General features: G+C 43.5%; 17 protein-coding genes, 1 tRNA gene and 1 riboswitch. Of the genes, 12 read left to right on the forward strand and 6 right to left on the reverse strand.

The features are described 5' to 3' along the window. Positions 1-13 precede the first annotated feature (13 nt). A tRNA-Trp gene (locus ACFI6G_RS19705) sits at positions 14-90 on the forward strand. A gap of 536 nt (positions 91-626) precedes the next feature. On the opposite strand, the gene ACFI6G_RS19710 is transcribed toward ACFI6G_RS19705, so the two are convergent. Then, complete coding sequence (locus ACFI6G_RS19710; protein ID WP_010434305.1) at positions 627-1,907, reverse strand: cation:proton antiporter; 1,281 nt, start codon at positions 1,905-1,907, stop codon at positions 627-629. 169 nt (positions 1,908-2,076) lie between these two features. Here ACFI6G_RS19710 and metH point away from each other — a divergent pair, with 169 nt between their 5' ends. Next, on the forward strand, positions 2,077-5,754 hold the full coding sequence (gene metH, locus ACFI6G_RS19715) for a methionine synthase (RefSeq protein WP_462710435.1): 3,678 nt from the start codon (positions 2,077-2,079) through the stop codon (positions 5,752-5,754). Positions 5,755-5,869: 115 nt separating this feature from the next. On the opposite strand, the gene lysC is transcribed toward metH, so the two are convergent. After that, positions 5,870-7,237, reverse strand: coding sequence for a lysine-sensitive aspartokinase 3 (gene lysC, locus ACFI6G_RS19720; RefSeq protein ID WP_462710436.1), 1,368 nt, complete (start codon positions 7,235-7,237; stop codon positions 5,870-5,872). Between the two features lie 109 nt (positions 7,238-7,346). Continuing rightward, a riboswitch (Lysine riboswitch) is annotated at positions 7,347-7,524 on the reverse strand. A gap of 176 nt (positions 7,525-7,700) precedes the next feature. Between lysC and ACFI6G_RS19725 the strand changes: the two genes are divergently transcribed. Further along, positions 7,701-8,840 carry a pyridoxal-phosphate-dependent aminotransferase family protein gene (locus ACFI6G_RS19725; protein WP_010434313.1) on the forward strand — a complete coding sequence of 380 codons (1,140 nt, stop codon included), beginning with the start codon at positions 7,701-7,703 and terminating at the stop codon, positions 8,838-8,840. A 97-nt stretch (positions 8,841-8,937) separates the two neighbouring features. On the opposite strand, the gene ACFI6G_RS19730 is transcribed toward ACFI6G_RS19725, so the two are convergent. From ACFI6G_RS19730 to ACFI6G_RS19745, 4 genes are all read right to left on the reverse strand, one after another. Further along, on the reverse strand, positions 8,938-10,701 hold the full coding sequence (locus ACFI6G_RS19730) for a PglL family O-oligosaccharyltransferase (RefSeq protein ID WP_016792985.1): 1,764 nt from the start codon (positions 10,699-10,701) through the stop codon (positions 8,938-8,940). A 96-nt stretch (positions 10,702-10,797) separates the two neighbouring features. Then, on the reverse strand, positions 10,798-13,629 hold the full coding sequence (gene uvrA, locus ACFI6G_RS19735; protein ID WP_016792986.1) for an excinuclease ABC subunit UvrA: 2,832 nt from the start codon (positions 13,627-13,629) through the stop codon (positions 10,798-10,800). A 184-nt stretch (positions 13,630-13,813) separates the two neighbouring features. Beyond that, a complete protein-coding gene (galU, locus tag ACFI6G_RS19740; RefSeq protein ID WP_004735975.1) occupies positions 13,814-14,686 on the reverse strand; it encodes a UTP--glucose-1-phosphate uridylyltransferase GalU in 873 nt (290 codons plus the stop codon). A 157-nt stretch (positions 14,687-14,843) separates the two neighbouring features. Further along, positions 14,844-15,491 carry a LuxR C-terminal-related transcriptional regulator gene (locus ACFI6G_RS19745; protein ID WP_016767798.1) on the reverse strand — a complete coding sequence of 216 codons (648 nt, stop codon included), beginning with the start codon at positions 15,489-15,491 and terminating at the stop codon, positions 14,844-14,846. Between the two features lie 278 nt (positions 15,492-15,769). Here ACFI6G_RS19745 and ACFI6G_RS19750 point away from each other — a divergent pair, with 278 nt between their 5' ends. The 9 genes from ACFI6G_RS19750 (at position 15,770) to ACFI6G_RS19790 (ending at position 26,329) form a co-directional block, all read left to right on the forward strand. Then, complete coding sequence (locus tag ACFI6G_RS19750; protein WP_010434324.1) at positions 15,770-16,324, forward strand: single-stranded DNA-binding protein; 555 nt, start codon at positions 15,770-15,772, stop codon at positions 16,322-16,324. 161 nt (positions 16,325-16,485) lie between these two features. Further along, positions 16,486-18,501: an RNase E specificity factor CsrD gene (gene csrD / locus ACFI6G_RS19755; protein ID WP_016767796.1), complete on the forward strand. Its 2,016-nt coding sequence runs from the start codon at positions 16,486-16,488 to the stop codon at positions 18,499-18,501. Positions 18,502-18,503: 2 nt separating this feature from the next. Continuing rightward, positions 18,504-19,946, forward strand: a complete 1,443-nt coding sequence (locus ACFI6G_RS19760) for an MSHA biogenesis protein MshI (protein ID WP_010434328.1) — start codon at positions 18,504-18,506, stop codon at positions 19,944-19,946. Next, positions 19,946-20,593: a type 4a pilus biogenesis protein PilO gene (pilO, locus tag ACFI6G_RS19765; protein WP_010434330.1), complete on the forward strand. Its 648-nt coding sequence runs from the start codon at positions 19,946-19,948 to the stop codon at positions 20,591-20,593. Before ACFI6G_RS19760 ends, pilO begins: the two co-directional genes overlap by 1 nt. Further along, entirely contained in the window at positions 20,586-20,918 is a 333-nt protein-coding gene (locus ACFI6G_RS19770) for an MSHA biogenesis protein MshK (protein WP_016788320.1), read from the forward strand. The genes pilO and ACFI6G_RS19770 overlap by 8 nt, the downstream gene beginning before the upstream one ends. Positions 20,919-20,933: 15 nt before the next feature. Beyond that, positions 20,934-22,571 (forward strand): pilus (MSHA type) biogenesis protein MshL, encoded by a 1,638-nt coding sequence (gene mshL / locus ACFI6G_RS19775; RefSeq protein ID WP_016789728.1) that lies wholly within the window; start codon positions 20,934-20,936, stop codon positions 22,569-22,571. 53 nt (positions 22,572-22,624) lie between these two features. Continuing rightward, the gene (locus ACFI6G_RS19780) at positions 22,625-23,464 is read left to right on the forward strand and encodes an ExeA family protein (RefSeq protein ID WP_010434338.1); all 840 of its coding nucleotides are present in this window, start codon (positions 22,625-22,627) and stop codon (positions 23,462-23,464) included. 2 nt (positions 23,465-23,466) lie between these two features. Continuing rightward, positions 23,467-24,615, forward strand: a complete 1,149-nt coding sequence (locus ACFI6G_RS19785) for a tetratricopeptide repeat protein (RefSeq protein WP_010434341.1) — start codon at positions 23,467-23,469, stop codon at positions 24,613-24,615. Continuing rightward, positions 24,605-26,329, forward strand: a complete 1,725-nt coding sequence (locus tag ACFI6G_RS19790; protein WP_010434345.1) for a GspE/PulE family protein — start codon at positions 24,605-24,607, stop codon at positions 26,327-26,329. Before ACFI6G_RS19785 ends, ACFI6G_RS19790 begins: the two co-directional genes overlap by 11 nt. Positions 26,330-26,331: the final 2 nt, after the last annotated feature.

Raw genomic sequence — 26,331 nt, forward strand, 5'->3', positions numbered from 1 at the left:
TAATGAAAGTTTTAGGGGTGTAGCTCCAATTGGCAGAGCAGCGGATTCCAAATCCGCGTGTTGGGAGTTCGAATCTCTCCACCCCTGCCATACTTAAGGCTCTAGCAGAAATGCTAGAGCCTTTTTGTTTTTGTTACTTTAGCTATTCCTATCTACTCGCACCTCTGGAAACCTATTTGTTGTAACCTTCCGTTTTTAGACTTAGTTGAAAAATAGAGTCTTTCTGCTCAATACTCATTTAATACCGCAGCTTCCGATAATGGCTAAAGTTATTGCTGCTAGGCTCTTAGTCTCATTACTTTTGTTTCAAGATTAAATGGTAAACCCTATCCAATTTATACTTATACAACTGAAGACCGATTTGGTGGGGATGCCCAATAGTGCTAAAGATGAACGAGTTCTTTGCATGACTTGTCCCTAGTATGAACTAGAATAGAGCTAAGATCGTTGTTTCACGAGTCTTCTACATAGTTATTAAATTTCTTTTGCCTTCTTTTGGTCTCAGCTCGATCTAGAATTTAGTCCACATAGATGCTTTTGAGTGTGGAATATTTGACGTGTCCAATTTCTAGAGGATACAAAAAAGGCCACCTAAATTAGGCAGCCTAGTTTAATATTATGAGATGTTAATCTAGCTCTTTCTCTGCTTGCTTTGCTTTTTCGATCATAGGAGTAATTGTCGAGCCTTGTACTAAAATCGAGAATACAACTACCGCATAGGTCATAACGAGGATAACTTCTTTTACATCGATGAGCTTCTCTTCAATTACCCAAATGCCAGAAGGTATAGAAAGTGCCATAGCGAGAGCTAAGCCGCCACGTAAACCACCCCAAGTTAGAATTTTTATAGACCATGGGTTATAAGTTCTAAAGCGCTTAAACCCGATATAAGACAAGAAGACACTTAGGTAGCGAGCGCTTAGTACTAGAGGAACGGCGAACGCCATTAAGATCCAGTCTTCTTGGTGGAATTTGAATAGCAACATTGACATACCGATTAGTAAAAACAATACACCATTTAAAAACTCGTCTATTAGCTCCCAGAAATGGTCTAAGTGGTCTTCACTCTCTTTTGAGAATCCGATAAAGCGTGTCCAGTTACCAATCATGATACCTGATACCACCATTGCCAATGGTCCCGATACATGTAGAACTTCAGCAAAGGCATAACCAGCAGTTGGGATACCGATAGTTAATAGTAACTCCATCGAGTGGTCATCTGTATTGCTAATTAAGTAGTGGAATACGAGGCCTAAAGCAAAACCGTAGACAATTCCGCCAATCGCTTCTTGGACAAAAAGCATAGTTACACTGCTGACTGTTGGCGCTTCTGTACCAAATGCGATAGTAAATAGGGTTACGAAGATAACTAAACCAAAACCATCGTTAAATAGAGACTCTCCCTCGATTTGAGTAGAGATTCGTCTTGGCGCATCGAGTTTCTTTACGATGGCTAACACGGCAATTGGATCGGTCGGGGAGATTAGAGAGCCAAAGAGTAAGCAGTAAATTAGATCAAATTGAATACCGATGAACTGACAGAACCCATAGAGCACAAAACCAATAAAGAATGTTGAAAATAGCGTTGCCCCTAATGCGAGTACTGTTATTTCCCACTTTTGGTCTTTTAGGTTTGGTAATTTAATTCCCAACCCGCCTGCAAATAGTAAGAACCCTAATATCCCTTTTAGAAGGAAATCTTCAAAATTGATACTGGCAACGGTCTCTGAGGCAATGTCTGCCAATTGGAACCAATTATTTTGTCCCGCAATGATAATCAATAGAGATAGCATCATTGAACCAGCTGTGATGGCGATGGTTGTCTGCATCTTACCAATTTTGGTATTCACGAAAGCAATAAGCATGGCAGCAGCGGACAAGAAGCATAAGGTGTAATAGACCGACATTGGTATTCCAACATGTAACAAAGTATGAATATGAATTTTCGTTGTCTCATGCTCAAATAGCAAACATTTTTTTGTCATGACTCGGTAATCAATTTCCTTTTTTAGACGTCTAGACTCCTTTTTAATGTGTGATAGGATGGAGGGATAATTAAAGGAATGAGGTTGTACTGTGGGAAGTAATGTAAGGCAAAAGATTGAAGCTCTGTTGAAGCAACGAATTTTACTGATCGATGGTGGCATGGGCACTATGATTCAGGACTATAAATTGGAAGAGCAAGACTACCGCGGTGAACGTTTTGCTAATTGGCATAGTGACTTAAAGGGCAACAATGACCTTTTAGTTCTTACACAGCCCAAGCTTATCAAAGATATCCATACTGAATATTTGGAAGCTGGGGCTGATATCCTCGAAACCAATACCTTTAATGCAACAACCATTGCTATGGCCGACTATGATATGGAAAGCCTTAGCGAAGAAATTAACTTTGCTGCTGCCAAGCTAGCTCGTGAAGCTGCTGATGAGTGGACAGCAAAGACTCCGGATAAACCTCGCTTTGTGGCAGGGGTGTTAGGTCCAACAAACCGAACGTGTTCTATATCCCCAGATGTTAATGATCCAGGCTACCGTAATGTTAGCTTTGATGAGCTTGTTGAAGCTTACTCCGAATCGACACGAGCACTTATTAAAGGCGGCTCAGATCTTATTCTTATCGAGACTATCTTCGACACGTTAAATGCAAAAGCATGTTCTTTTGCTGTTGAATCGGTTTTTGAAGAAGTTGGTATTAAATTGCCAGTCATGATCTCAGGCACCATAACTGATGCATCAGGCCGTACGCTTTCAGGACAGACTACTGAGGCATTCTATAACGCCCTTCGTCATGTTAAACCTATTTCGTTTGGATTGAACTGTGCACTCGGGCCAGATGAACTGCGAGAGTACGTTGGTGAGATGTCCCGTATCTCAGAAAGCTATGTTTCTGCTCACCCTAACGCCGGTTTACCTAATGCGTTTGGCGAGTATGACCTTTCTCCCGAAGATATGGCTGAACATGTTAAGGAATGGGCTGAAAGTGGCTTCTTAAACTTAATTGGTGGCTGTTGTGGTACGACACCAGAACATATTCGCCAGATGGCCGAGGCTGTTGACGGTGTAATGCCGCGCCAATTACCCGATTTGCCAGTCTCTTGCCGTCTTTCGGGGTTAGAGCCGTTGACGATCGCCAAAGAATCTCTGTTTGTGAACGTAGGTGAGCGTACTAACGTTACCGGCTCAGCTCGATTTAAGCGCCTGATTAAAGAAGAGCTTTACGATGAAGCGTTGAGTGTTGCTCGAGAGCAAGTAGAAAACGGTGCACAAATCATTGATATCAACATGGATGAAGGGATGCTAGACGCTGAGGCGTGCATGGTTAAATTCCTTAATCTATGTGCATCTGAGCCAGAGATTTCGAAAGTGCCAGTCATGGTCGACTCTTCAAAATGGGAAGTTATTGAAGCGGGTCTGAAATGTATTCAGGGTAAAGGCATCGTTAACTCTATCTCATTGAAGGAAGGGAAAGAGAAGTTTGTCGAGCAAGCTAAATTAGTTCGTCGTTATGGTGCTGCAGTCATTGTGATGGCCTTCGATGAAGTCGGCCAAGCCGATACTCGAGAGCGTAAAGTTGAGATCTGTACCAATGCCTACAACATTCTTGTTGATGAAGTCGGTTTCCCACCTGAAGATATTATTTTCGATCCGAACATTTTTGCAGTTGCGACGGGCATTGACGAGCATAACAATTATGCGGTTGATTTTATTGAAGCAGTAGGAGATATCAAACGCGATCTCCCTCATGCAATGATCTCTGGTGGTGTATCGAATGTTTCGTTCTCGTTCCGCGGTAATAACTACGTTCGTGAGGCAATCCACGCAGTATTCCTATACCACTGTTTCAAAAATGGTATGGATATGGGTATCGTAAATGCCGGGCAGTTAGAGATTTACGATAACGTGCCTGAAGATTTACGTGAAGCGGTTGAAGATGTAGTACTTAACCGTCGTGATGATTCGACAGAACGTTTGCTTGATATTGCAACCGAGTACCTAGAGCGAGCCGTTGGTAAAGTTGAAGATAAGTCAGCTCTAGAATGGCGAACTTGGCCAGTAGAAAAGCGCTTAGAACACTCTTTAGTGAAAGGTATTACCGATTTTATTGTTGAAGATACCGAAGAAGCTCGCGTTAATGCCTCTCGCCCTATTGAGGTGATTGAAGGCCCATTAATGGATGGTATGAACGTGGTTGGTGATCTGTTTGGTGAAGGTAAAATGTTCCTTCCTCAAGTAGTGAAATCTGCCCGTGTTATGAAGCAGGCGGTAGCACATCTAGAACCATTTATTAATGCAACTAAAGATGTTGGTGCGACTAACGGAAAAATCTTACTGGCGACCGTAAAAGGCGATGTTCACGATATTGGCAAAAACATTGTGGGCGTTGTCTTGCAGTGTAATAACTACGAAATTATCGATTTAGGCGTGATGGTTTCATGTGAAAAAATCCTTAAGGTAGCTAAAGAAGAGAATGTCGACATTATTGGTTTGTCGGGTCTGATTACCCCTTCTCTTGATGAAATGGTACATGTTGCCAAAGAGATGGAGAGACAAGGCTTTAAGCTGCCTCTTCTTATTGGCGGAGCAACGACATCTAAAGCACACACTGCGGTTAAGATTGAGCAGAACTACTCTGAGCCAGTTGTTTATGTCAATAACGCATCTCGCGCTGTAGGCGTTTGTACTTCATTACTCTCTGATGAATTGAAACCTGCTTTCGTTGAGAAGTTGAACATCGATTATGATCGAGTTAGAGATCAACACAATCGTAAAAAACCTCGTACCAAGCCCGTCACACTTGAGAAAGCTCGTGCCAATAAAGTTGCTATCGATTGGGATGCCTACACTCCCCCTGCACCCGCTAAGCCGGGAGTTCATATTTTCAGTGATTTTGATGTAGCGACTTTGCGTCAGTACATCGACTGGACTCCGTTCTTTATGACATGGTCATTAGTTGGTAAGTACCCAGCAATCCTTGATCACGAAGAGGTGGGGGATGAAGCTAAACGACTATTCAAAGATGCCAACGATTTGTTGGATCGCGTAGAGAAAGAGAAGTTACTTGAAGCTCGTGGTATGTGTGCCATGTTCCCTGCGAACAGTGTGGGTGATGATATCGAGGTGTATACCGATGAATCCCGTACAGAAGTGCTGAAGGTTCTGCATAATCTTCGCCAGCAAACCGAGAAGCCAAAAGGTTTTAACTACTGCTTGTCAGATTACATTGCTCCAAAAGACAGCGGTAAAGCTGACTGGATTGGTGGCTTTGCGGTTACTGGCGGTATTGGTGAGCGAGAGCTTGCTGATGAATATAAAGCTAATGGTGATGATTACAATGCGATTATGATTCAGGCGGTTGCGGACCGTTTGGCTGAAGCGTTTGCAGAATATTTACACAAAGAAGTGAGAAAGGACATTTGGGGTTACTCGCCTGATGAGGATTTGTCTAACGACGATTTGATTCGAGAGAAGTACCAAGGTATTCGTCCAGCTCCGGGTTACCCTGCTTGCCCAGAACATACAGAGAAAGGCACATTGTGGGAGTTGATGGACGTTGAAAAAGCCATCGACATGTCACTAACCACGAGTTACGCAATGTGGCCAGGTGCCTCAGTGTCGGGTATGTACTTCTCTCATCCTGATTCGCGATATTTTGCGATTGCACAGATTCAACAGGATCAAGTAGAAAGCTATGCTGATCGTAAGGGCTGGGATATGTTGGAAGCTGAGAAGTGGTTAGGTCCAAACATTAACTAGTTTGAATCTATGACGAGCTTTGGTTCGTAAAGTAAAAAAGAGAAAGGGTTGCTCAAGAGCAACCCTTTTTGTATCTGGGGTTTGGTTAATTAAAACCAATTAATTAACCATCGCCTTATTCAAATAACTCTTGGTGAAGTTTTTGGATCGCCAACTTAGAAACAGATGCATCTAGCAAGAAGCATAAGTTGTGTGGGCTTGCTCCGTAACAAATCATACGTAGATTGAAATCTTCCAGAGTGCCAAACACCTGCTTTGCATAGCCTTTACTTTCACTCATGTTGTTGCCAATAAGCGCAACAAGGCATAGGTCGTGTTCAATATCTACAGAACACAACTCTTCAAGCTCCAGTCGAGCAGCTTCTGGTAACTCAGGAGCGCCACCTGATGTGTCTGTTTGATCGAGAGTCAGTGAGACACTGATCTCTGAAGTCGTGATGAGATCGACTGAGATCTTATGTTTAGCAAGGATCTCGAATACCTTCGCCAAAAAGCCGTAAGCATGGAACATGTTTGCACTGCGAAGTGTAACCATCGTTTGGTTGCAACGAAGAGCAAGTGCTCTGAATAATGGTGAGCTTTCAACTTCTTGGCGAATCCAAGTTCCACCTAACTCTGGTGCTTTAGAAGAGCCGACAAATACCGGGATTTGGTGGCGCAATGCAGGTACTAGAGTTGAAGGGTGCAGTATCTTCGCACCAAAGTTTGCCATTTCCGATGCTTCGCTAAAACTGATCTCTGGAATAGGAGATGCTTTCGGTGCGATGCGTGGATCTGTCGTGTAAATACCCGGAACATCTGTCCAGATTTCCAACCCCATTGCCTGTACTGATTCGGCGATCAGCGCGGCGGAATAATCGCTGCCACCACGGCCTAAAGTCGTGGTGTTACCTTCGCTATCTGCACCGATAAAACCTTGAGTAACCACAACTTGCTGTTGGCAAAGTGGTATAAGCTTCTCTTTTGCTAGGGCTGAAATATCTTCAAGTTGTGGTTCTGCTTTACCAAAATCACCATTAGTGCGCATCACTTCTCTGATATCAAAACGAACGGCTGGTGTACCTCGTTCACGAATAATCTGAGCCAAAATGTGTGTCGACATCAGCTCACCACATGCGACAAGGTGATCTGTCAATTTAGTGCTGGCTTGAAATGATGCAGCTTCTGCGGCGCTCGCAATATCATCGAGAATACAATGTACGTCTTTTTCGATACTGATTGGATCAGCTAGCTGATCGAGAATTGCGTTATGAATGTCAGTCAGTTGCGTCATCAAATCCTGACGACGAGCTTTGTCTTGAACCCCATTCGCGAGTTCAACGAGTAGGTTGGTAACGCCAGAGCATGCACTGCTCACGACCAGTTTCGTATTCGAGTTATTTTCAATAATAGCAGCACAACGGCTCATTGCTTCAAAGTTGGCAACACTTGTTCCACCAAACTTAGCGACATTAAAAGAACCAGCTACATTAGATGCACTCACGATATATCTCCCACGACTTCCTAAAATAAAATTACGGTTGGGTAATCCAACGTCCGATGTTTTTCGAAGAGAGTATTTAGAGCAAAAAGAGAGGAATTATTAGAATAGTAACCTCAGAAGCTCCTCACCATATAGAAATGGCGACAGTTGCCGGGATTCAGCCCGCTCAACCGATAATAAAGGTCCTGCATCCTTTTATTATCTCGGCACTGCTCCCCCTTAATGTTTTGTATTGGAAATGCGGTTCCACAAAACATCTGCCTGGGCAGTGCTCCTCTTCTGCTAGATAGCCATTTCATTGAACGTGTTTGCGGTAACAATGTCAATCCGTAACTGGAGATATTTAAAAAATAATTTTAACAATTATGTGACAGTGGTGTGACCTCAATACTTATGGCTAATTGCTGAGGTAATCAATTTGCTTTAGGGTGGATTGTTCACAACATTAACGTAAGGGATGTACATGTCTAATTTAACACTCACTACTGCTATTGATAGCTTTTATCCACCGCACCGAACGTTAATGGGACCGGGTCCTTCAGACATTTCGCCTCAAGTCTTACAGGCCTTAAGCCGCCCAACCATTGGTCACCTCGACCCGTTATTTATCGCGATGATGGATGAACTGAAACAGCTTCTTAAATACGCTTTCCAGACTGAAAACGAATTTACGATTGCCGTTTCTGCTCCGGGTAGTGCGGGTATGGAGACCTGTTTTGTTAACTTGATTGAGCCAGGTGAAAAGGTGATCGTTTGTCGTAACGGTGTCTTCGGTGAGCGTATGCGAGAGAATGTGGTTCGCTGTGGTGGCGAAGCCATCCTTGTTGACGACGAGTGGGGTAAGCCCGTTTCAGTTGAAAAGGTAGAACAAGCATTGGCAGAAAACCCTGATGCTGTTGCTGTCGCATTTGTACATGCAGAGACATCAACCGGAGCGTTATCTGATGCTCAAGCTATTTCAGCTATCGCTCGTCAGTTTGGTGCGTTAACGATTGTTGATGCAGTAACGTCTCTAGGTGGTGTGCCATTACTAGTTGATGAGTGGCAGCTTGATGCAGTTTATTCGGGTAGCCAAAAGTGTCTATCTTGCGTACCTGGACTATCTCCGGTTACTTTTTCTCAGCGTGCTGTTGATAAAATGAAAGCCCGCCAAGCGCCAGTGCAAAGCTGGTTCCTAGATCAAAGTTTAGTATTAGGTTATTGGAGTGGCGAAGGTAAGCGTAGTTACCACCACACGGCGCCGGTGAATAGCCTGTATGCTCTGCATGAGTCGTTGGTTTTATTGAAAAATGAAGGCCTAGACAACGCTTGGTCACGTCACTATGCGATGCACCAAGAACTGAAAGCTGGCGTAGAAGCTTTGGGGTTAAAATTTGTGGTTGACGAAGAGAGTCGCCTACCTCAATTGAATGCGCTTTACTTCCCTGAAGGGATTGATGAAGCCAAAATAAGAACGCAGTTGTTAGAAGAGTATAATCTTGAAATCGGTGCAGGCCTTGGTTCTTTGGCAGGGAAGGCTTGGCGTATTGGTTTAATGGGTTATGGCGCTCGTAAAGAGAACGTCGCATTGTGCTTAAAAGCACTAAAAGATGTATTAGAATAATTAACCGTAAAATTCGAAAAAAAAGCGACGAGAGATCGTGCGCTTTTTTTGTGCCTAACTTAAGCCTCCAAAGTCTACCGCTTTAGCTGCATCAATATCACTTGGCAGAAGATACGTTGTTCTCAGCGGCTGAAATTTTCTTATACTGAACTTTTGAAAAATCTCTATTTGGAAATAAGAAGCTTGCTTCGCTCCGAATTTGTTCTGCTTTGCTGTGATCGCCTAAACCCTGATACGCGAGGATTAGGTTACTGTAAAACGCGGGTCTTGGTTTACTCTTTATTATTTCCAAAGACCAATCAACATAAGGCTGAATAAGACTCGGATCAGCTTTGTAGAGCCCAATGTTGAGATACGTGCTGTACACATCCCAATCATAGCGATCTTTCCATACTACGGGATTCGTAACTTGCTTAAGAATATCTGGGTTCTTCGGCTTAGATTGTTCAAATTGAGTCAGCACATAATTGGTATGCAGCGCGCTCAACATATAGAAGCTCACCAAGATCGGAATCACTAAGCTCGACACTCTAAAGAGGGTTTTACTGACGATACTAAACGACTGTTGATAGTGCCGAGAAGAGCGTTGATCAACCCAGTAAATCAAAATGATAAAGGTTATCCAGTGAATCGCAGAGTGGTAAAATGGATACTCGAGCTGAGAATGCAAGAGTATGGGTATAAATAGCGCGAGCAGTACTAGACGAGTTCCTTTAGCCGAACTGGCTATACGTGACATCACCAGCACCGCAGCAATCAAGATACCGATGATTGGTACTATCCCGCCCTCAACGCCCCAAAAAAGAAACTCATTGTGAGGGTGATCCATGGATGGAAGGCCGGGGTGATAATTCGAGTTAAGTTGATGCTGGCGAGCCGTATATAAGGTGTATTCAGGTTCAAACTTCCCGTAACCATAACCTGTAAATGGCTTTTCTATCATCATGTCTAACGCTTGTGGAAAGGTATAGGCTCTTGGGCTTTCTAAATTGGTTCTTTTGCTCGCGAGACTATCCGTTGTGCTCAGGTTAATAACCGTAAACGCAACAGCGATACCGACTACTACTGATGTGCACCATCCGTAAAATCGCTTCTTAGTCGAGAATTTGTATAGGTAAGGCAGAATGCATATCAACCCTATTACCGCTGCCAACCAACCCGTTCGTGATGCAATAATAATTAATAGAGGTACGGTTAAGGTTGGAGTTAAATAAAGTAAAATCGACTCGCTAATCTTGTGGTTATATTTCGCGGGTTGTCTCGCAAGAAGATAAGCAGAAAGCACAAAGCCAGTGGCTAGGAAGCTGGCCATAACATTGGGTTGTTGGAAGATCCCGTAAGGTCGATTCGCAGCAGTGTTGTAGCCAAATGGGTTTCCTGGCTCTAAGGCAAAATATTGTACATAACCAAACAACGCTTGAATGACGACAGCGAGTACAATGAACCACAATATACGTTGCTTGTGTTTATTGCTGAATTTAAATTGCTGGAGGACGACGAATAACGCAAAGCCTGCCCACAATCCAAGCAAGCGCCCTGATGCCCCTTGAGGTGATGCGTTGCTGTAAAAGATGGGTAGCGTAAGTATGATGCAGCTAACCAGTAAACCAACGGTTAGTTTGGAATATTTGAGCACCCGGTTAGTCGCTAGCTGATAAAAGCCAATCGCTAACGTAAAGCTTAGTGCTAACCAAGTCATAGGGTTAAAGGATAAAGCTAGGCCAGAGCCCCCAGGGTTCGGCATGAAAAAATGCATAGCTAATAAGAATACGACAGCTAAAGAAGCAAGAAAGGCTTTATTGAGTGGTAGCTGAGTTATCTGATTTTCTAGCTGGGTACCGCTAGTATGTATTGTTGCCATAAATCCCTAACCTTATAAAAACAGAGCTTGTTCCTTTTGAAACAAGCTCTGTTACTTTAACATTTTTCTGTCTGCCCGCAGGGCGCTATTTTACACCTACTTCAAATTTAACATAGGCTTAAGGAAGCGAGCAGTGTGTGAACCTTCGACTAACGCCACATCTTCAGGTGTACCCTCTGCAACAATCTCACCACCACCTTGACCACCTTCAGGGCCTAAATCTAATATCCAATCTGCGGTTTTGACGACATCTAGGTTGTGTTCAATCACAACAACCGTATTTCCGTGATCACGCAGCCTGTGTAGAACCGTGAGTAGCTGTTGAATATCATGGAAATGAAGGCCAGTAGTTGGTTCATCTAGAATGTATAAGGTTTTTCCTGTATCTCGTTTAGATAGCTCACGTGCGAGTTTGATACGTTGTGCTTCACCGCCGGATAAGGTTGTTGCTGCTTGCCCAAGACGGATGTAAGAAAGACCAACATCCATTAAGGTTTGTAGCTTACGAGCAATCACAGGAACAGGGTTGAAGTATTCGCGCGCATCTTCTACGGTCATCTCTAGAACTTCGTCAATGGTTTTGCCTTTGTAGCGAACTTCTAAAGTTTCACGGTTATAACGCTTACCTTTACACACATCACACGGCACATACACATCTGGCAAGAAGTGCATCTCTACTTTGATCACACCGTCTCCCTGACACGCTTCACAGCGACCACCACGAACGTTAAAACTGAATCGTCCTGGTTTATAGCCACGAGATCGCGACTCTTGTGTACCCGCAAATAACTCACGGATCGGAGTAAAGATCCCAGTATAAGTAGCAGGGTTTGATCTTGGTGTACGACCGATAGGGCTCTGATCAATATCAATCACCTTATCAAAATGTTCTAGCCCTTTGAGCTTCTTATGCGGCGCAGCTACGGCTGTCGTCGCACCATTGAGTTGGGTATGAGCGATCTTAAAAAAGGTATCGTTGATTAGCGTAGATTTACCGGAACCTGATACGCCTGTGATACAGCTAAACAAACCGACTGGAATGGTTGCCGTGATATTTTTGAGGTTATTACCTGTCGCCCCGACTATCTCAACGACCTTCTTTCTGTCGATAGGTGTTCTTTCTGTTGGTATAGCAATTTCTTTTACACCGCTCAGATATTGCCCAGTTAATGATTCTGGGTTATCGAGAATATCTTGCATTGTCCCTTCAGCAACCACATGACCGCCGTGAACCCCGGCACCTGGACCGATATCAATAACATGGTCAGCGCAGCGAATCGCATCTTCATCATGCTCAACGACAAGTACGGTATTGCCTAAGTCTCTTAGGTGAACCAAAGTTTGAAGTAGGCGTTCATTATCGCGCTGGTGGAGACCAATCGATGGTTCATCGAGTACGTACATAACACCAACCAAGCCTGCGCCTATTTGGCTTGCTAAGCGGATCCGTTGTGCTTCTCCGCCAGATAACGTTTCTGCACTGCGTGATAGGTTGAGATAATTCAAACCGACATTAACTAAGAAATGCAGTCGGTCATTGATCTCTTTCATCACTTTATCTGCGATTTGTCCACGTTGACCGTCTAGCTTCAATTCTTGGAAAAATTGCAGTGCATCGGCAATGCTGAGCTCAACGATTTCAGGCAGTGTGGTGTCACCAATAAAGACGTTTCTTGCTTCTAATCTCAAACGAGTGCCGTTACAGCTAGAACAAGATTTTGTCGAAATATATTTAGCTAAGTCTTCACGCACAGCGCTTGACTCGGTGTCGTGATAACGACGTTCTAAAGTGTTGAGAATGCCTTCAAATGGATGACGCTTAACTCGAATGTCACCACGATCATTGATGTATTTGAATTCTACTTCTGTGCGGCCAGAGCCTTTCAGGATGATCTCTTGAGTTTTCTTTGGCAGAGAATTAAATGGAGAATAAAGATCAAAACCATAATGCTCTGATAGTGACGTCAACATTTGGAAATAGTAATAGTTCTTTTGATCCCAACCTTTAATTGCGCCTTCAGCAATGCTCAGATTGTCATCCAAAATCACCCGACTTGGATCGAAATATTGTTGAACCCCAAGTCCATCACACGTACCACAAGCACCTGCTGGGTTATTGAATGAGAACAGGCGAGGCTCAAGCTCCTGCATGCTATAGCCACACTTAGGGCAAGCGAAATTTGCAGAGAACACAATCTCTTCTTGTTCTGTTTCATCCATCCAACCGACAACTGCAATGCCACCAGAAAGCTCTAATGTCGTTTCGAAGGATTCAGCAAGTCGTTGCTGAAGATCAGGACGAACCTTGAACCTATCAACGACGACTTCTATGGTGTGCTTTTTATGCAACTCGAGGGTTGGCGGATCGGATAAGTCACAGGTTTCCCCATCAATTCGAGCGCGGATAAAACCTTGAGCGGCTAAATTCTCAAGTGTTTTAACGTGCTCACCTTTGCGCTCTTTGACGATGGGTGCCATTAGCATCATCTTCGAGCCTTCAGGCAGTTCTAACACCTTATCGACCATTTGACTGATGGTTTGTGCAGCCAAAGGAGTATTGTGATCTGGGCAGCGTGGTTCACCTACTCGTGCGTAGAGCAGTCTTAAGTAATCATAAACCTCGGTGATTGTACCCACGGTTGAGCGGGGGTTGTGAGAGGTTGACTTTTGTTCTATTGAGATAGCAGGAGACAAACCTTCAATGTGGTCAACATCAGGCTTTTCCATAAGGGATAGAAATTGACGAGCATAGGCTGACAAAGACTCAACATAGCGACGCTGCCCCTCGGCATAAAGGGTATCAAACGCAAGTGACGACTTTCCTGAACCAGATAATCCTGTGATAACAATGAGCTTATCTCGGGGAATGGTTAGGTTGACGTCTTTGAGGTTATGCGTGCGAGCGCCTCTGATTTCTATTTTATCCATCTCAATAGACCATGTAATTTTAAGTGGCTAAAGTATTACATAGAGTGAGATTTGTGCAAAGTTTTACTGGATAAAAAAACAGTAAACAAAAAAAAGGGTGACGCTTTCGAGTCACCCTTTAAATCATTTATTACGCGACTAACTCATCGCTACGTATCATTAGTTAGTATGCCAAAACTAGCGATTAAGCTTCTTTTGTTGTTGAGTGCTTACCTAGTTCGATTTGTTGCTGGTCTTTTTTGTATAGATTTTCAAAGCAGTAATTTGTTGCTTCGATATAGCCTTCTACACTACCGCAGTCAAAGCGTTGGCCTTTAAATTTGTATGCTAATACACAGCCTGCTTTGGCTTGTTTTAACAATGCATCGGTAATCTGGATTTCGCCACCTTTACCTGGTTCAGTCTGCTCGATAAGTTCAAAGATGTCTGGAGTCAGAATGTAACGGCCAATGATCGCTAGATTACTTGGTGCAGTACCTGGTTCTGGCTTCTCAACCATGTCGTCAACACGGAAAAGATCATCTTTAATCATTTCACCAGAGATAACACCGTATTTGTGCGTTTCGTTTTCTGGCACTTCTTGAACAGCAACGATTGAACAACGGAACTGTTTGTACAGTGCAACCATTTGAGCCAACACACCTTGTTGTTCGTTCACACAAAGGTCATCAGCAAGCACGACTGCAAACGGTTCATCACCCACAAGCTCGCGACCAGTCAAGATAGCATGACCTAGACCTTTCATTTCACGTTGGCGAATGTAAGTGAAGTTTGCCGCTTCAATTGTTTCACGGATATTGATCAACAAGTCTTCTTTATTCGTGCCGCTGATCTGATGTTCGAGTTCGTAGTTTTTATCGAAGTGATCCATCAGAGAATGCTTACCACGACCGGTAACAATACACATACCGTCCATACCAGCTTCGATAGCTTCTTCAACGCCGTATTCAATTAGAGGCTTGTTTACAACAGGCATCATCTCTTTAGGCATTGACTTAGTTGCAGGTAAGAAGCGTGTACCGTAGCCAGCTGCCGGGAAAAGGCACTTTTTGATCATGATAAGACCCTTTATCTATAATAATTATTGATTCAACCTGAGTGGCTGATATTTCTGAGGGCAACTCTAGCATAAGTTATGTCGAAAATTCAGCAACAATACGTATGGTTTACTAGAGTTTTCCTCAAAATTATCCTCAGTTTAAGAGGCGGATCAATTATGCAAGTAAGTTCTGATTAGCCCATGCGATAGCTTGGACTCTATTCTTAACCGCTAACTTACGGAAAATCTGATAAAGGTGTGACTTTACGGTGAACTCGCTAATAAATAAATCATCGGCTATTTGAGTGTTGGATGACCCTGATTGAAGGCAACGGATCACTTGGATTTCTCTGATCGTCAAATCTACATTGGTGGGTGTCGTGTTGGTGTTCACCATATTACGGTAATAAAAAAGCAGTTGATTGGTTACTTTTCGTGGTAACCAATTATCACCATTAATGACCTGTTGAATCCCCTTTGCTATTTTCACTTTTTGTTCGGAGTCATAAAATAGCCCTTTTAATACGCCGAAAGTGAGCAACTCCGAGGTAGGGAGCTGTTGAGGTACATTGAACAAGATGATCTCATTGTTTTTCCACATGACGGGTAAGTTAGGGAAAACAACGATTAACTGTGGCACCTCTTTGTAGTCGATGAGTAAGATACGATTACTTTGCTTTCTATCGAAAAGCATCAAGTCGCCCGCTGTCATCTTGTAGAGTGGGATAATTAGGTGCTTTTCTATCTCTTTTACGTGTAGGTGAGTCTCGCTTGGATCTATGCACAGAAAGTGTAAAGTGCGAGCATATCGAGATTTTCTCATTGATAATCCTTGTAAGGGTAGAATTAGATTTCACGTTGTCATGCACGCCATTGCTTCTCTAGCGCCTTGGTTGTGTCTTGCGTTGAATATCAATGATCAAAGTAAATGAGTGGTTTGTCAGTGGAGAAAAAAGCAACATCGCTCTGAATATCATGATTTGTTACGTTTTTATTCTTTGTATAAGAGCGAGAATAGGAATGCGATTTATCACTGTAGAAAAGCATGCTATTCTTGTGCGCTAAAATTTTCTGAGACTATGAATTTAGACGGAGCAAATCATGGCTAGCCGTGGAGTTAACAAAGTTATATTAGTGGGTAACCTAGGTAATGACCCTGAAATTCGTTACATGCCGAATGGCGGCGCAGTAGCGAACATTACCATTGCAACGTCAGAGTCATGGCGTGACAAAGCAACTGGCGAACAGCGTGAAAAAACAGAATGGCACCGTGTTGCTCTGTTTGGCAAGCTGGCGGAAGTTGCTGGTGAGTACCTACGTAAAGGTTCTCAAGTTTACATTGAAGGTCAACTTCAGACTCGTAAATGGCAAGATCAAAGCGGTCAAGATCGCTACACAACTGAAGTGGTTGTTCAAGGCTTCAACGGTGTAATGCAAATGCTTGGTGGCCGTGCTCAAGGCGGTGCTCCTGCTCAAGGTGGTATGGGTAACCAACAGCAAGGTGGTTGGGGTCAACCACAGCAACCACAACAGCAGCAACAACAATACAGTGCTCCTGCTCAACAGCAGCCGAAAGCACCTCAACAAGCTCCTCAGCAGGCTCAACCTCAATATAATGAGCCACCGATGGATTTTGATGATGACATCCCATTTTAGACCCTGTTTTTAATATATTATAAAGACAGTATTAAATTGGAAAAAGCCGCGTTTATCGCGGCTTTTTGTTACCTACAATTCTTAACGCTTTATTTACAACGTCAATTTATAGTATAAGTAGCAATACGGTATAATGTGAGTTGAAAAGGATTTCGTTATTCATGAGATATACCCCCACACTAAAATTGAGCACTCGCTTAGTGGCATTTGTCACCGTGATAGTTATCAGTGCGATGTTCATTCTTTTTATCGGTGGCACACTTTCTTTTAAGCGTATTGGGCAAGAATATTTAGACCATTATTTGGTTGGTATTGTCGATGTTGTAGATAAAGAGATGGAAGACCCGGACGCCGCGTATTCGATGCAGCGTTGGATGCCTAAGATGTTACAAGCGAGCAATATTGTTGAGATGAAACTCTCGAACAGGACTGGCATCGTTTATCGCTTTAAAGATACCTCCCCGCAAATCGATCCTAGTCGTCTCTATGAAAGAAGTTTTGTTTTAGAGCGAAATGAAGGCTATCGAATCGAATTTAAAGCACTTCCGCCTTACATTGGTTATAGCTATTCAATGGAGGCTATGTGGTCGATTACTTTAGCCGTTGCTTTGATTATTTTCTGTCTGATTCGTGGTGTCCGATGGCTAAAAGAGCAATTGATGGGATCCGAAATGCTCGAAGAGCGAGGCCGAATGATCCTTGCGGGGCAAGTTGAAGCTCATGCAAAAGGCGATGAGCGAGAATGGCCGTATACTGCAAGCGAAGCCTTAGATGTATTGATAGAAGAGCTGAAAGATGCTCGTCAAGAAAGAAGCCGCTTTGATACCTTTATCCGTACTCATACTTTTCTAGATAAACTCACAGGCACAGCCAATCGAGTACTCTTTGATAACAAACTTGAATCAGCCTTACATGAAAGCGGTGCTCGAGGTGGCGTATTACTAATACGTATCGACGAGTGGGAGCAAGTTTGTGACGCTAATGACAAGCAAACCACTGACAGCTTTATTATTGAAGTCGGTGAAGTATTATCGAATATTGTTCAGCGTTATCCTGATGTCATTTTTTCTCGTTATTACGAAGCTGACTTTGCGGTGTTTATTCCTCATCAGGGAGCAAAGGATATTGCGACCTTGGCGGCTCAATGTTTAAGGCAGTTAGATAAGTTAACGCCACCTGAGCCTTTGGAACCTGACAATTGGTGTCATATCGGTGTGACCATGTATACCGAAGGTGAGCGCCATAGCAAGATCATGGATGAAACGGAAACCGCATTAAAGAGTGCTCAGTTGGAACGTATCAATAACTGGAGCCGCTACCCTAAACAGAACAAAAATGAGCTTGATAGAGGCAGCGTTCGGTGGAGAACACTACTTGATAAAGCTCTACTCCCTGAAAATTTAGTAATCTTTGCTCAGCGATGTTATCTTATACCGGAATCAGGTCAAGCTGATGAATTACATAGAGAAATATTTGTTCGGATTCAAGATCCAGACAAAGGTTTACTGAAATCGTCTCGGTTTATGCCCGCGGTAGAGCAAGTGGGCTATCAAGCTCAAATGGATCAATCGGTTCTGAAAGTACTGTTAACATCACTGAAAGAATCAACAAAACCTACCAACTATTCGGTGAATTTGAATGTCACCCCGTTTGCCAGTAAACAGCATTTTAAGTGGTTTAGAAGTGAGTTGTTGCAGCTCTCGGCTCAGCACCGTTCTCAATTGGCCTTTGAGTTCCCTGAAGGGCACTTGATTGCTCATCTTGATTATATGAGACCAGTCGCAAAGATGTTGAAAGGGCTAGGGTGTAAAATTATCGTTGGCCAAGCTGGGCGAACCATTGTTAGCACTCACTACATCAAAGATTTAAAGGTCAATTTTATTAAGCTTCATCGAAGCCTGATAAAGAAAATCGATCAAAGGCATGAGAATCAGCTGTTTGTCCGTAGTTTAATAGGGGCATGTGGCGACTCCCCAACTCAAGTTATTGCCGTAGGGGTCGAGACAAAACAAGAAAAGAATACCTTGATAGAGTTAGGTATTAACGGCTATCAAGGGAGATATTTTGACGAAGAGCAACAAATTATCCCTTTGCCTAATCAAGGTGAAAAGACAGTGAAAGCTGAATCCGTGGTAAAAGTTGGTCGAAGAAATCGATGGCGTAAGAGTAGTAGTTAAGCATGAATTTTAAAGCGATTTTAGACAAGATAAAGCCAACGAATAACAAAGGCAGCTCTCAGGTTGTTATGTTAGGCAACAATGCCATTTATATTTCATCGGCAGATCAAGAATCTCAAGTAACCAACACCCCTGTGGTTAACGGGGATTGGGAGAGTGCACTAAAGAAATCGCTTAGCAGTGAGGCATTTACCAGTAATAGCCTGCAGTTGATAGTTTGTGCTAACTACTACCAAACCTACCAAATTGATAAACCGGACATTCCAGAGAACGAGTGGTCGGTTGCACTGCCATTTTTACTGAAAGATCTTGTATCTGAAAGGGTGACTGAGATTACGGCGAGTGCGGTAGCCTTACCTACTTCGAATAAGCTACAAGTGTATGTTTTGCCTAAAAAGCTGTTAAATAAGCTTGTAAACATTACTCAATCAGCGCAAGTGGAACTTAAAGGCGTTGCCCCTGAAGATGAAATCTGGGGTTATAGCGCAGGTGAGCTTTCTAATTTTATCCTTTTACAACGTAGCTCCAATTCACATTTTAAGCTTGGTGCGTTTGTTGAAAATACGGTTTGTTTCCAAAGAACGATCCGTAGCGTTGTCCCTCCTTTAACCGGTGTTGCATCAAGTGTTCTTCAGTTAGATGGCCTTGCTTTAGAGTTGCAACGCTCAATTGATTATCTTTCTTCTCAAATCAAAGGTACTCAACTTCATCAGTTAAAAATCTGCTGTGATGAGGAAGACGAGACTGAATTACAAAGTGCGTTAAATAACACACTGAGCTCGACAGTTTCGTTGTTGGTGGAAGGTGAACGTGATAATTCAGAGAGTTTGTTGGTTAAACTCGCAGCTGAAAAAGATACTTTTAATGTTAATCTTTACCCTGAACACCTCAAGCCTAAAAAAGAATATTTTACGCTGACAAATGTTGTTGCGATTTGGGGGCTAGTTTGTGTTTTGCTGCTGGGTGGTTACTTTGTAATGCAGTATCAAGTTTCTAATCTAGATAAAGAACTAACAGCTCTGCAACATGACTCGAACCGACTTAACAAGCAAGTTAACCAATTGAATAGTAAGTTAACTCAACACAAACCGTCTCCAGAGAAAGTGGCCGCTGTTGCGCGTCTCAAACGTGAGACTCAGGCCAAAAAAGAGGCATTGAAGGCGGTCGGGCAATACGACGAATCACAACAAGTCGGGTATTCTGGCGTCATGAACTCCTTAGCTAAATTAGGCCGAAATGACATATCGCTTTCGCATATTTATATGACGCACGATACTTTAGACCTCAGTGGCTTAGCTCGTAACGCCAATGTTGTTCCGAATTGGATTGGTCAATTTAAAACAGAGCTTAATTTAGTCGGGCGTGCCTTTGAAAAACTTAAAATAGGTCGCAATGAGCAAGATGTGGTGACGTTTGAATTAAGTACTCGCAGGGAGAGTAAATAATGCAACAGTGGAACCAGCTTAACGATAAGTTTCTTGCATTAAGCCAAAGAGAAAAATGGCTACTTTTCGTGTGTGGTTTTGTTGGGCTATCCATGCTGTTGTTCACCTTGTTGGTTGAACCTGCGTATCTCGACTTACAAGCCAAAAATGCTAAGACGATGAGCCTGACTCAATCAAATCAAAGACAGCAGGGTGAGCTACTCGTTCTGCAAGCTAAGCTCAATAAAAACCCAGATAAAGAAATCAACATCGAGTACAAAAAGCTACTTGTTGAAAGCCAAGACCTTTCACTTCAGCTTTCGCAGATTGTCGATGGGTTGATCACGCCTTCTCAAATGTCGCAGTTACTGGAGAGCGTTCTTAACGCTGGTAGTGGGCTAAAGCTTGAGTCGCTAGAGTCATTAAAACCAGAAGCGATTTCGAACAATAAAGAGACTAGTGAATATTCAGGTTACTTTCTTCATCCTGTGAGAATGGAATTGACGGGCAGCTATTTTGATATTTCTGCTTACCTTCAAGCCCTTGAATCTCTTCCTGTTAGCTATTACTGGCGAACATTTAAATACTCAGTTGAAGAGTACCCTAAAGCTCGACTCGTATTTGAGGTTTACACACTTGGTACTAGACAGGAGTTTATCGGTGGTTAGAACTCTATTGTTGTCCCTACTTTTAAGTAGCTCAGTGGTTTGGGCAGAGCAAGATCCAACGGCACCATTAGGTTGGCTTACTCCTGAACAAAAAGCCGCGCCTGCTAAAAAGGCGCCAACTCGCTATCGCCTACCGTCCCTAGAAAGCATCGTTTGTAAAGGTGATACGCCTTGCTATGCGATTATGAATGGTCAGATTTTAGGTCAAGGAGAAACGATCAGAGGGTACCGAGTGAAAAACATAGATCCAGAATACGTCACTCTGCAGAGAAGCTCTAAGCAGTGGAAATTAGAGATGTTCTCTTTAGATGTTAAGAATAATTAAGGTTTGAGTGAAGACATGCGTAAACTTGTAGTAGCAATTCTAGTGTCATCTTTAGTCGGCTGTTCGATGGGACACAGAGATCCTGTTGAGATTAAAGAGTCTTTGAACGAATCCATTAATGAAGCCAATAGTCGAGCACTTCATGAACTGCCTTCGTCGGTTCAAGATGACCTTATGCCTCAGCTTAATTCTGACTCCATGTCTCCGGGGACGGAAACCGTTAAGCGCTTTCGTATTCAAGCAAAAGGCGTTGAAGCGAGAACCTTCTTTGCCAGCTTAGTGAAAGGTACTGAGTATAGTGCGGCCATTCACCCTGGCGTGTCAGGAAACCTTACGCTTAATCTAACGGACGTGACACTAGACGAAGTACTGGCTGTTGCTCAGGATATGTATGGCTACGATATCGAAAAGCGTGGCAAAGTGATTCAAGTTTATCCTGCTGGTCTTCGCACCGTAACGATTCCTGTCGATTACTTGCAAGTTAAGCGTGCAGGTCGATCATTGACGACTATCACCACTGGAACGATCTCGAATTCAGATAACAGCTCGTCAAGCTCATCAAGTTCAGACTCTAATTCATCCAACTCCTCCAATTCTTCTAATTCTTCGAACTCGACATCGAACGGTGGTACAGAGATTGAAACGACCTCTGAAAGCGATTTTTGGCCACAACTTGAAGCAGCAGTTGCTCACCTTATTGGTTCAGGTGACGGGCAAAGCGTTGTGGTAACCCCGCAAGCGAGTGTGATTACGGTTCGAGCTTACCCTGACGAAATTCGTGAAGTTCGTGAGTTCTTAGGCATTTCTCAGAAGCGTTTGCAGCGCCAAGTTATCTTGGAAGCCAAAATCATGGAAGTGACCTTGAGTGATGGTTACCAACAAGGTATTAGCTGGTCGAATCTATCTAAATCTATTGGTAGCGGTGGTGTTGTTATTGACCGCCCTACAAGTACTCTACCGCCGTTAGATGCGATCAGTTCTCTACTCGGTGGGCAAACTAATGTCACGATCTCTGATGGTAGCTTCGAAGCGGTTTTGAGCTTTATGGATACTCAAGGTGACCTTAACGTTCTATCGAGCCCGCGAGTAACGGCTGCGAACAACCAAAAAGCAGTTATCAAAGTGGGAACCGATGAGTATTACGTAACAGATTTATCAAGCTCAGTCGGTAGTGGTGATAACGCGAATGTGGCTCCTGAAGTTGAGCTCACTCCCTTTTTCTCTGGTATCTCTTTGGATGTAACTCCTCAGATAGATGACAAAGGGGGCGTATTTTTACATGTTCACCCTGCCGTTATTGAGGTCGAGGAAGAAGTGAAAGAGCTCAATTTAGGTTCAACGACAGGTTTGGTGCAACTTCCTTTAGCGAAAAGCTCTATTCGAGAGTCTGACTCAGTGATTCGCGCAAAAGATGGCGATGTGGTTGTGATTGGCGGGTTAATGAAATCAAATACCAGTGATGTGACGTCTAAAGTTCCATTCCTGGGTGATATTCCAGCCTTAGGGCATTTGTTCCGCAATACCAATCAGTTAACGCAAAAAACTGAGCTCGTGATCTTGCTAAAACCCACGATCGTGGGTGTGAATACTTGGCAAACTGAGTTGGAGCGTTCTCGTGATCTTCTTCAAGAGTGGTTCCCTGATGAAGAGTAAATACTTACTTTCTCAATGTAGATTGGCTGTTTTTTACTAAGCTAGGTCGTCATATGTATCAAGCTCACTTTGGTTTTGAACAACTGCCATTTACGTTAACGCCGAATACCGATTTCTTTTATGGTTTGGCGCCTCATTTTGAGGCGATTCAAACGGTCATCTCGGCGTTAGATATGGGAGAGGGCGTAATCAAAGTCACTGGCGAAGTCGGTACGGGAAAAACCATGGTTTGTCGGATGCTGGTTAATCATTTAAAGGATTGTACGGCGTTAATCTACCTGCCAAACCCTGTTTTGTCTGGTGCAGACCTGCGTCAAGCCGTCGCCAAAGAGCTAGGTTTGACTATCGATAATCCAGCAACCTTAGTTGATAACATCCAGCACAAGTTAATTGAATTACACAACTCAGGCTTAAGAGTCGTCGCCATTCTTGATGAGGCTCAAGCGCTATCGGATGAAGCGCTCGAAACATTAAGGTTGTTTGGTAATCTTGAAACTGAAGATAAAAAATTACTTCAGATAGTGTTACTCGGACAGCCTGAACTGGATGTCAGGTTAGAGGCTTACCACCTCCGGCAGTTTCGACAGAGAATCACATTCAGTTCAACACTGAGGCCGCTCAATCTCGATGAAACGGTAGCGTATATTGATAACCGGATTGCTAAATCTGGTGGCAACTCAGAGTTGTTCAGCTTGAATCAAAAAAAGGCGATTTGTCGCTCATCGTTAGGTATTCCAAGGTTGATAAATCAACTATGTCATAAGGCACTTTTGCTCTCTTTCAGTGAAGATAAAAAAAGTATCGACAACCAGCACCTGTTTTCAGCCATGCATGAAACTTACGATGTATGTAAGCCTAAATTTAAAACGCCAATACTGTGGGGTTGGAATTAATTATGAGCGTCATTAATAGCGCGTTGTCTGAATTGGCAAAGAAAAAATCAGCGACTTCGATTGAAGCTGCAGTAGTACCAAAAGTCAAAACACGCTCTCCATTAGTATGGGTTGCTGCGGGCTTTACACTCAGCTTAGCCATGGGCGGTTGGGCGATATCGCAAGGTCCTGCTGTCGGCAATTCAATCTCTACAAGAGACGCGCAGATTGAGGTTTCTGTCATTGATAGTTCGGGCGAAATACAGAATGTAATTGCGCAGCCTATCTCGTCGCCAACCAAGAAATTAGTCACGTTAGACGTACCTGAGCGTTCTGTAGAGCATGTCGCTACGTCAAACAATGTAAAAGCTAAGTCAGTCTCGTCTGATTCAACGATTGTAACTCCTCGTAAAGCGGTACTTAACACGACCAGTGCACCTAAAGGGAATAAAATTAAAATTCCCGAGCCCATATACGTGGCTAGTGTGACAAAAAAAGAGCCTGTTTCTATCTCTGGCGAAGTCGCCATTTCTGAAGGTTCAGAAAATAATGGAATGTTGATTGAGCAGGTGGAGCTAACGTCTGATCAACTATCAGCCAATGCACAAGGTCGTGCTCAGAAAGCGCTTGATGCGAACGATCTTACTGGTGCCTTGAAAGGTTATACCGAAGCTCTTCGATATGCCCCTAGAAATGAGGACGTTCGCCAGAAACTCGCGATTCTCTATTTTGGGAAAGGTGATACTCGTAAGGCTTACGAACTTTTTCAGTCGGGTATCAAACTTAATATCAATAGTGAAAAGCTGCGTTTAGGCTTATCAACATTGCTTGTCAAAGCGAACCAAGCGGAAGCGGCATTGAGTCCATTAGTCCATTTACCGCCAAACCCAACCAAAGATTATCTAGCCATGCGTGCGGCGTTGAGCCAAAAATCGCAGCAAGAAGAGATTGCATTAGAGAGTTACAAAAAGTTGGTCGATGTTGATTCTGATAATGCTCGCTGGTGGCTCGGTCTGGCCATTCAACAGGAACGTCAGCTTGATTTTACGGCTGCAAAAGAGTCATACCAAGGCGCTTTAACTCGAGTAGGAATCTCATCTCAATCGCAAAGTTTTGTGCGAGATCGATTAAAAATACTCGATGCCTTAGAGGAGCACGACGATGCAAATTAGACTAAGAAAGCGATTGGGTGATTTGCTTGTTGAAGAAGGCATTATTACCGAGTCTCAAGTAGAACAAGCTCTAGCGGCTCAGAAAAGTACCGGACGTAAGCTAGGTGATGCACTGATTGAGCTTGGCTTCTTATCAGAGCAACAGATGTTGAGCTTCCTATCACAACAGCTAGCGATTCCTCTTATTGATTTAAGCCGAGCCAACGTCGATGTAGAAGCGGTACAGCTTTTACCCGAAGTACATGCTCGTCGCCTTCGCGCATTGGTGATTGGACGCCAAGGTGACACTTTGCGTGTTGCAATGAGTGACCCTGCCGATCTGTTTGCACAAGAATCGTTGCTCGGTCAACTCGGCGATTATGCTCTAGAATTTGTGGTCGCTAAAGAAAGACAACTCGTTGATGGCTTTGACCGCTATTATCGTCGAACCAAAGAAATCGCCTCTTTCGCTGAGCAACTGCATGCCGAGCACCAAGTTAATGATGCCTTTGATTTTGATATAGCAGGTGAAGACAGTGACGAAGTTACGGTCGTTAAGCTTATCAATTCGTTATTTGAAGATGCAATCCAAGTTGGTGCTTCTGATATCCATATTGAGCCCGATTCAAACGTATTGCGTCTTCGTCAGCGTATTGATGGTGTGCTGCATGAAACATTGTTGAATGAAGTTAATATTGCGTCTGCCCTGGTTCTGCGTTTGAAGCTGATGGCAAACCTTGATATCTCAGAGAAACGTCTTCCTCAAGACGGCCGTTTCAATATTCGCGCGAAAGGCCAATCTGTCGATATTCGTATGTCGACTATGCCAGTGCAGCACGGTGAGTCTGTGGTGATGCGTCTGCTTAACCAATCAGCCGGTTTACGTAAATTAGAAGCGTCGGGTATACCGAGCGATCTGCTGGTTCGTCTTCGTCAACAATTACGCCGTCCACATGGGATGATCTTGGTTACTGGGCCGACAGGTTCAGGTAAAACCACGACCTTGTACGGTGCGTTAAGCGAATTAAACGAACCGGGTAAAAAGATCATTACTGCGGAAGACCCGGTGGAATACCGACTTCCGCGTGTGAACCAAGTTCAGGTTAACCCTAAGATTAATCTCGACTTCTCTACTATATTGAGAACTTTCCTGCGTCAGGATCCCGATATCATTCTTATTGGTGAGATGCGTGACCACGAAACGGTTGAGATTGGATTGAGAGCCGCACTGACGGGTCACTTAGTATTAAGTACGCTGCACACCAATGATGCGGTAGACAGCGCACTGCGTATGATGGATATGGGCGCTCCAGGTTACTTGGTAGCGAGCGCTGTGCGAGCGGTAGTGGCGCAGCGATTGGTTCGTAAAGTATGTACTGACTGTATAGTTGAAGATGAATTGGATGAACCTCGCAAGCAATGGTTGAGCGTCCGTTTCCCCAACCAAGTGGGTGTGCCATTTGTGAAAGGTCGTGGTTGCCAGAACTGTAACTTAACCGGCTATCGTGGGCGTATTGGGGTGTTTGAAATGTTAGAGCTAGAACAAAACATGATGGATGCGCTTAGAGCGAATGATGCGGTCGGTTTTGCTCAAACAGCTAGGCAGTCTGAAAACTACAAACCGTTATTGGCTTCTGCGATGGAACTGGCTCTGCAAGGTGTCGTGAGTCTCGATGAGATAATGTACCTTGGTGAAGGGGATGCTTCCGGTGCCACTGACCCAATTTATCTGTAGGG

This window comes from Vibrio sp. PSi01, assembly GCF_054960695.1.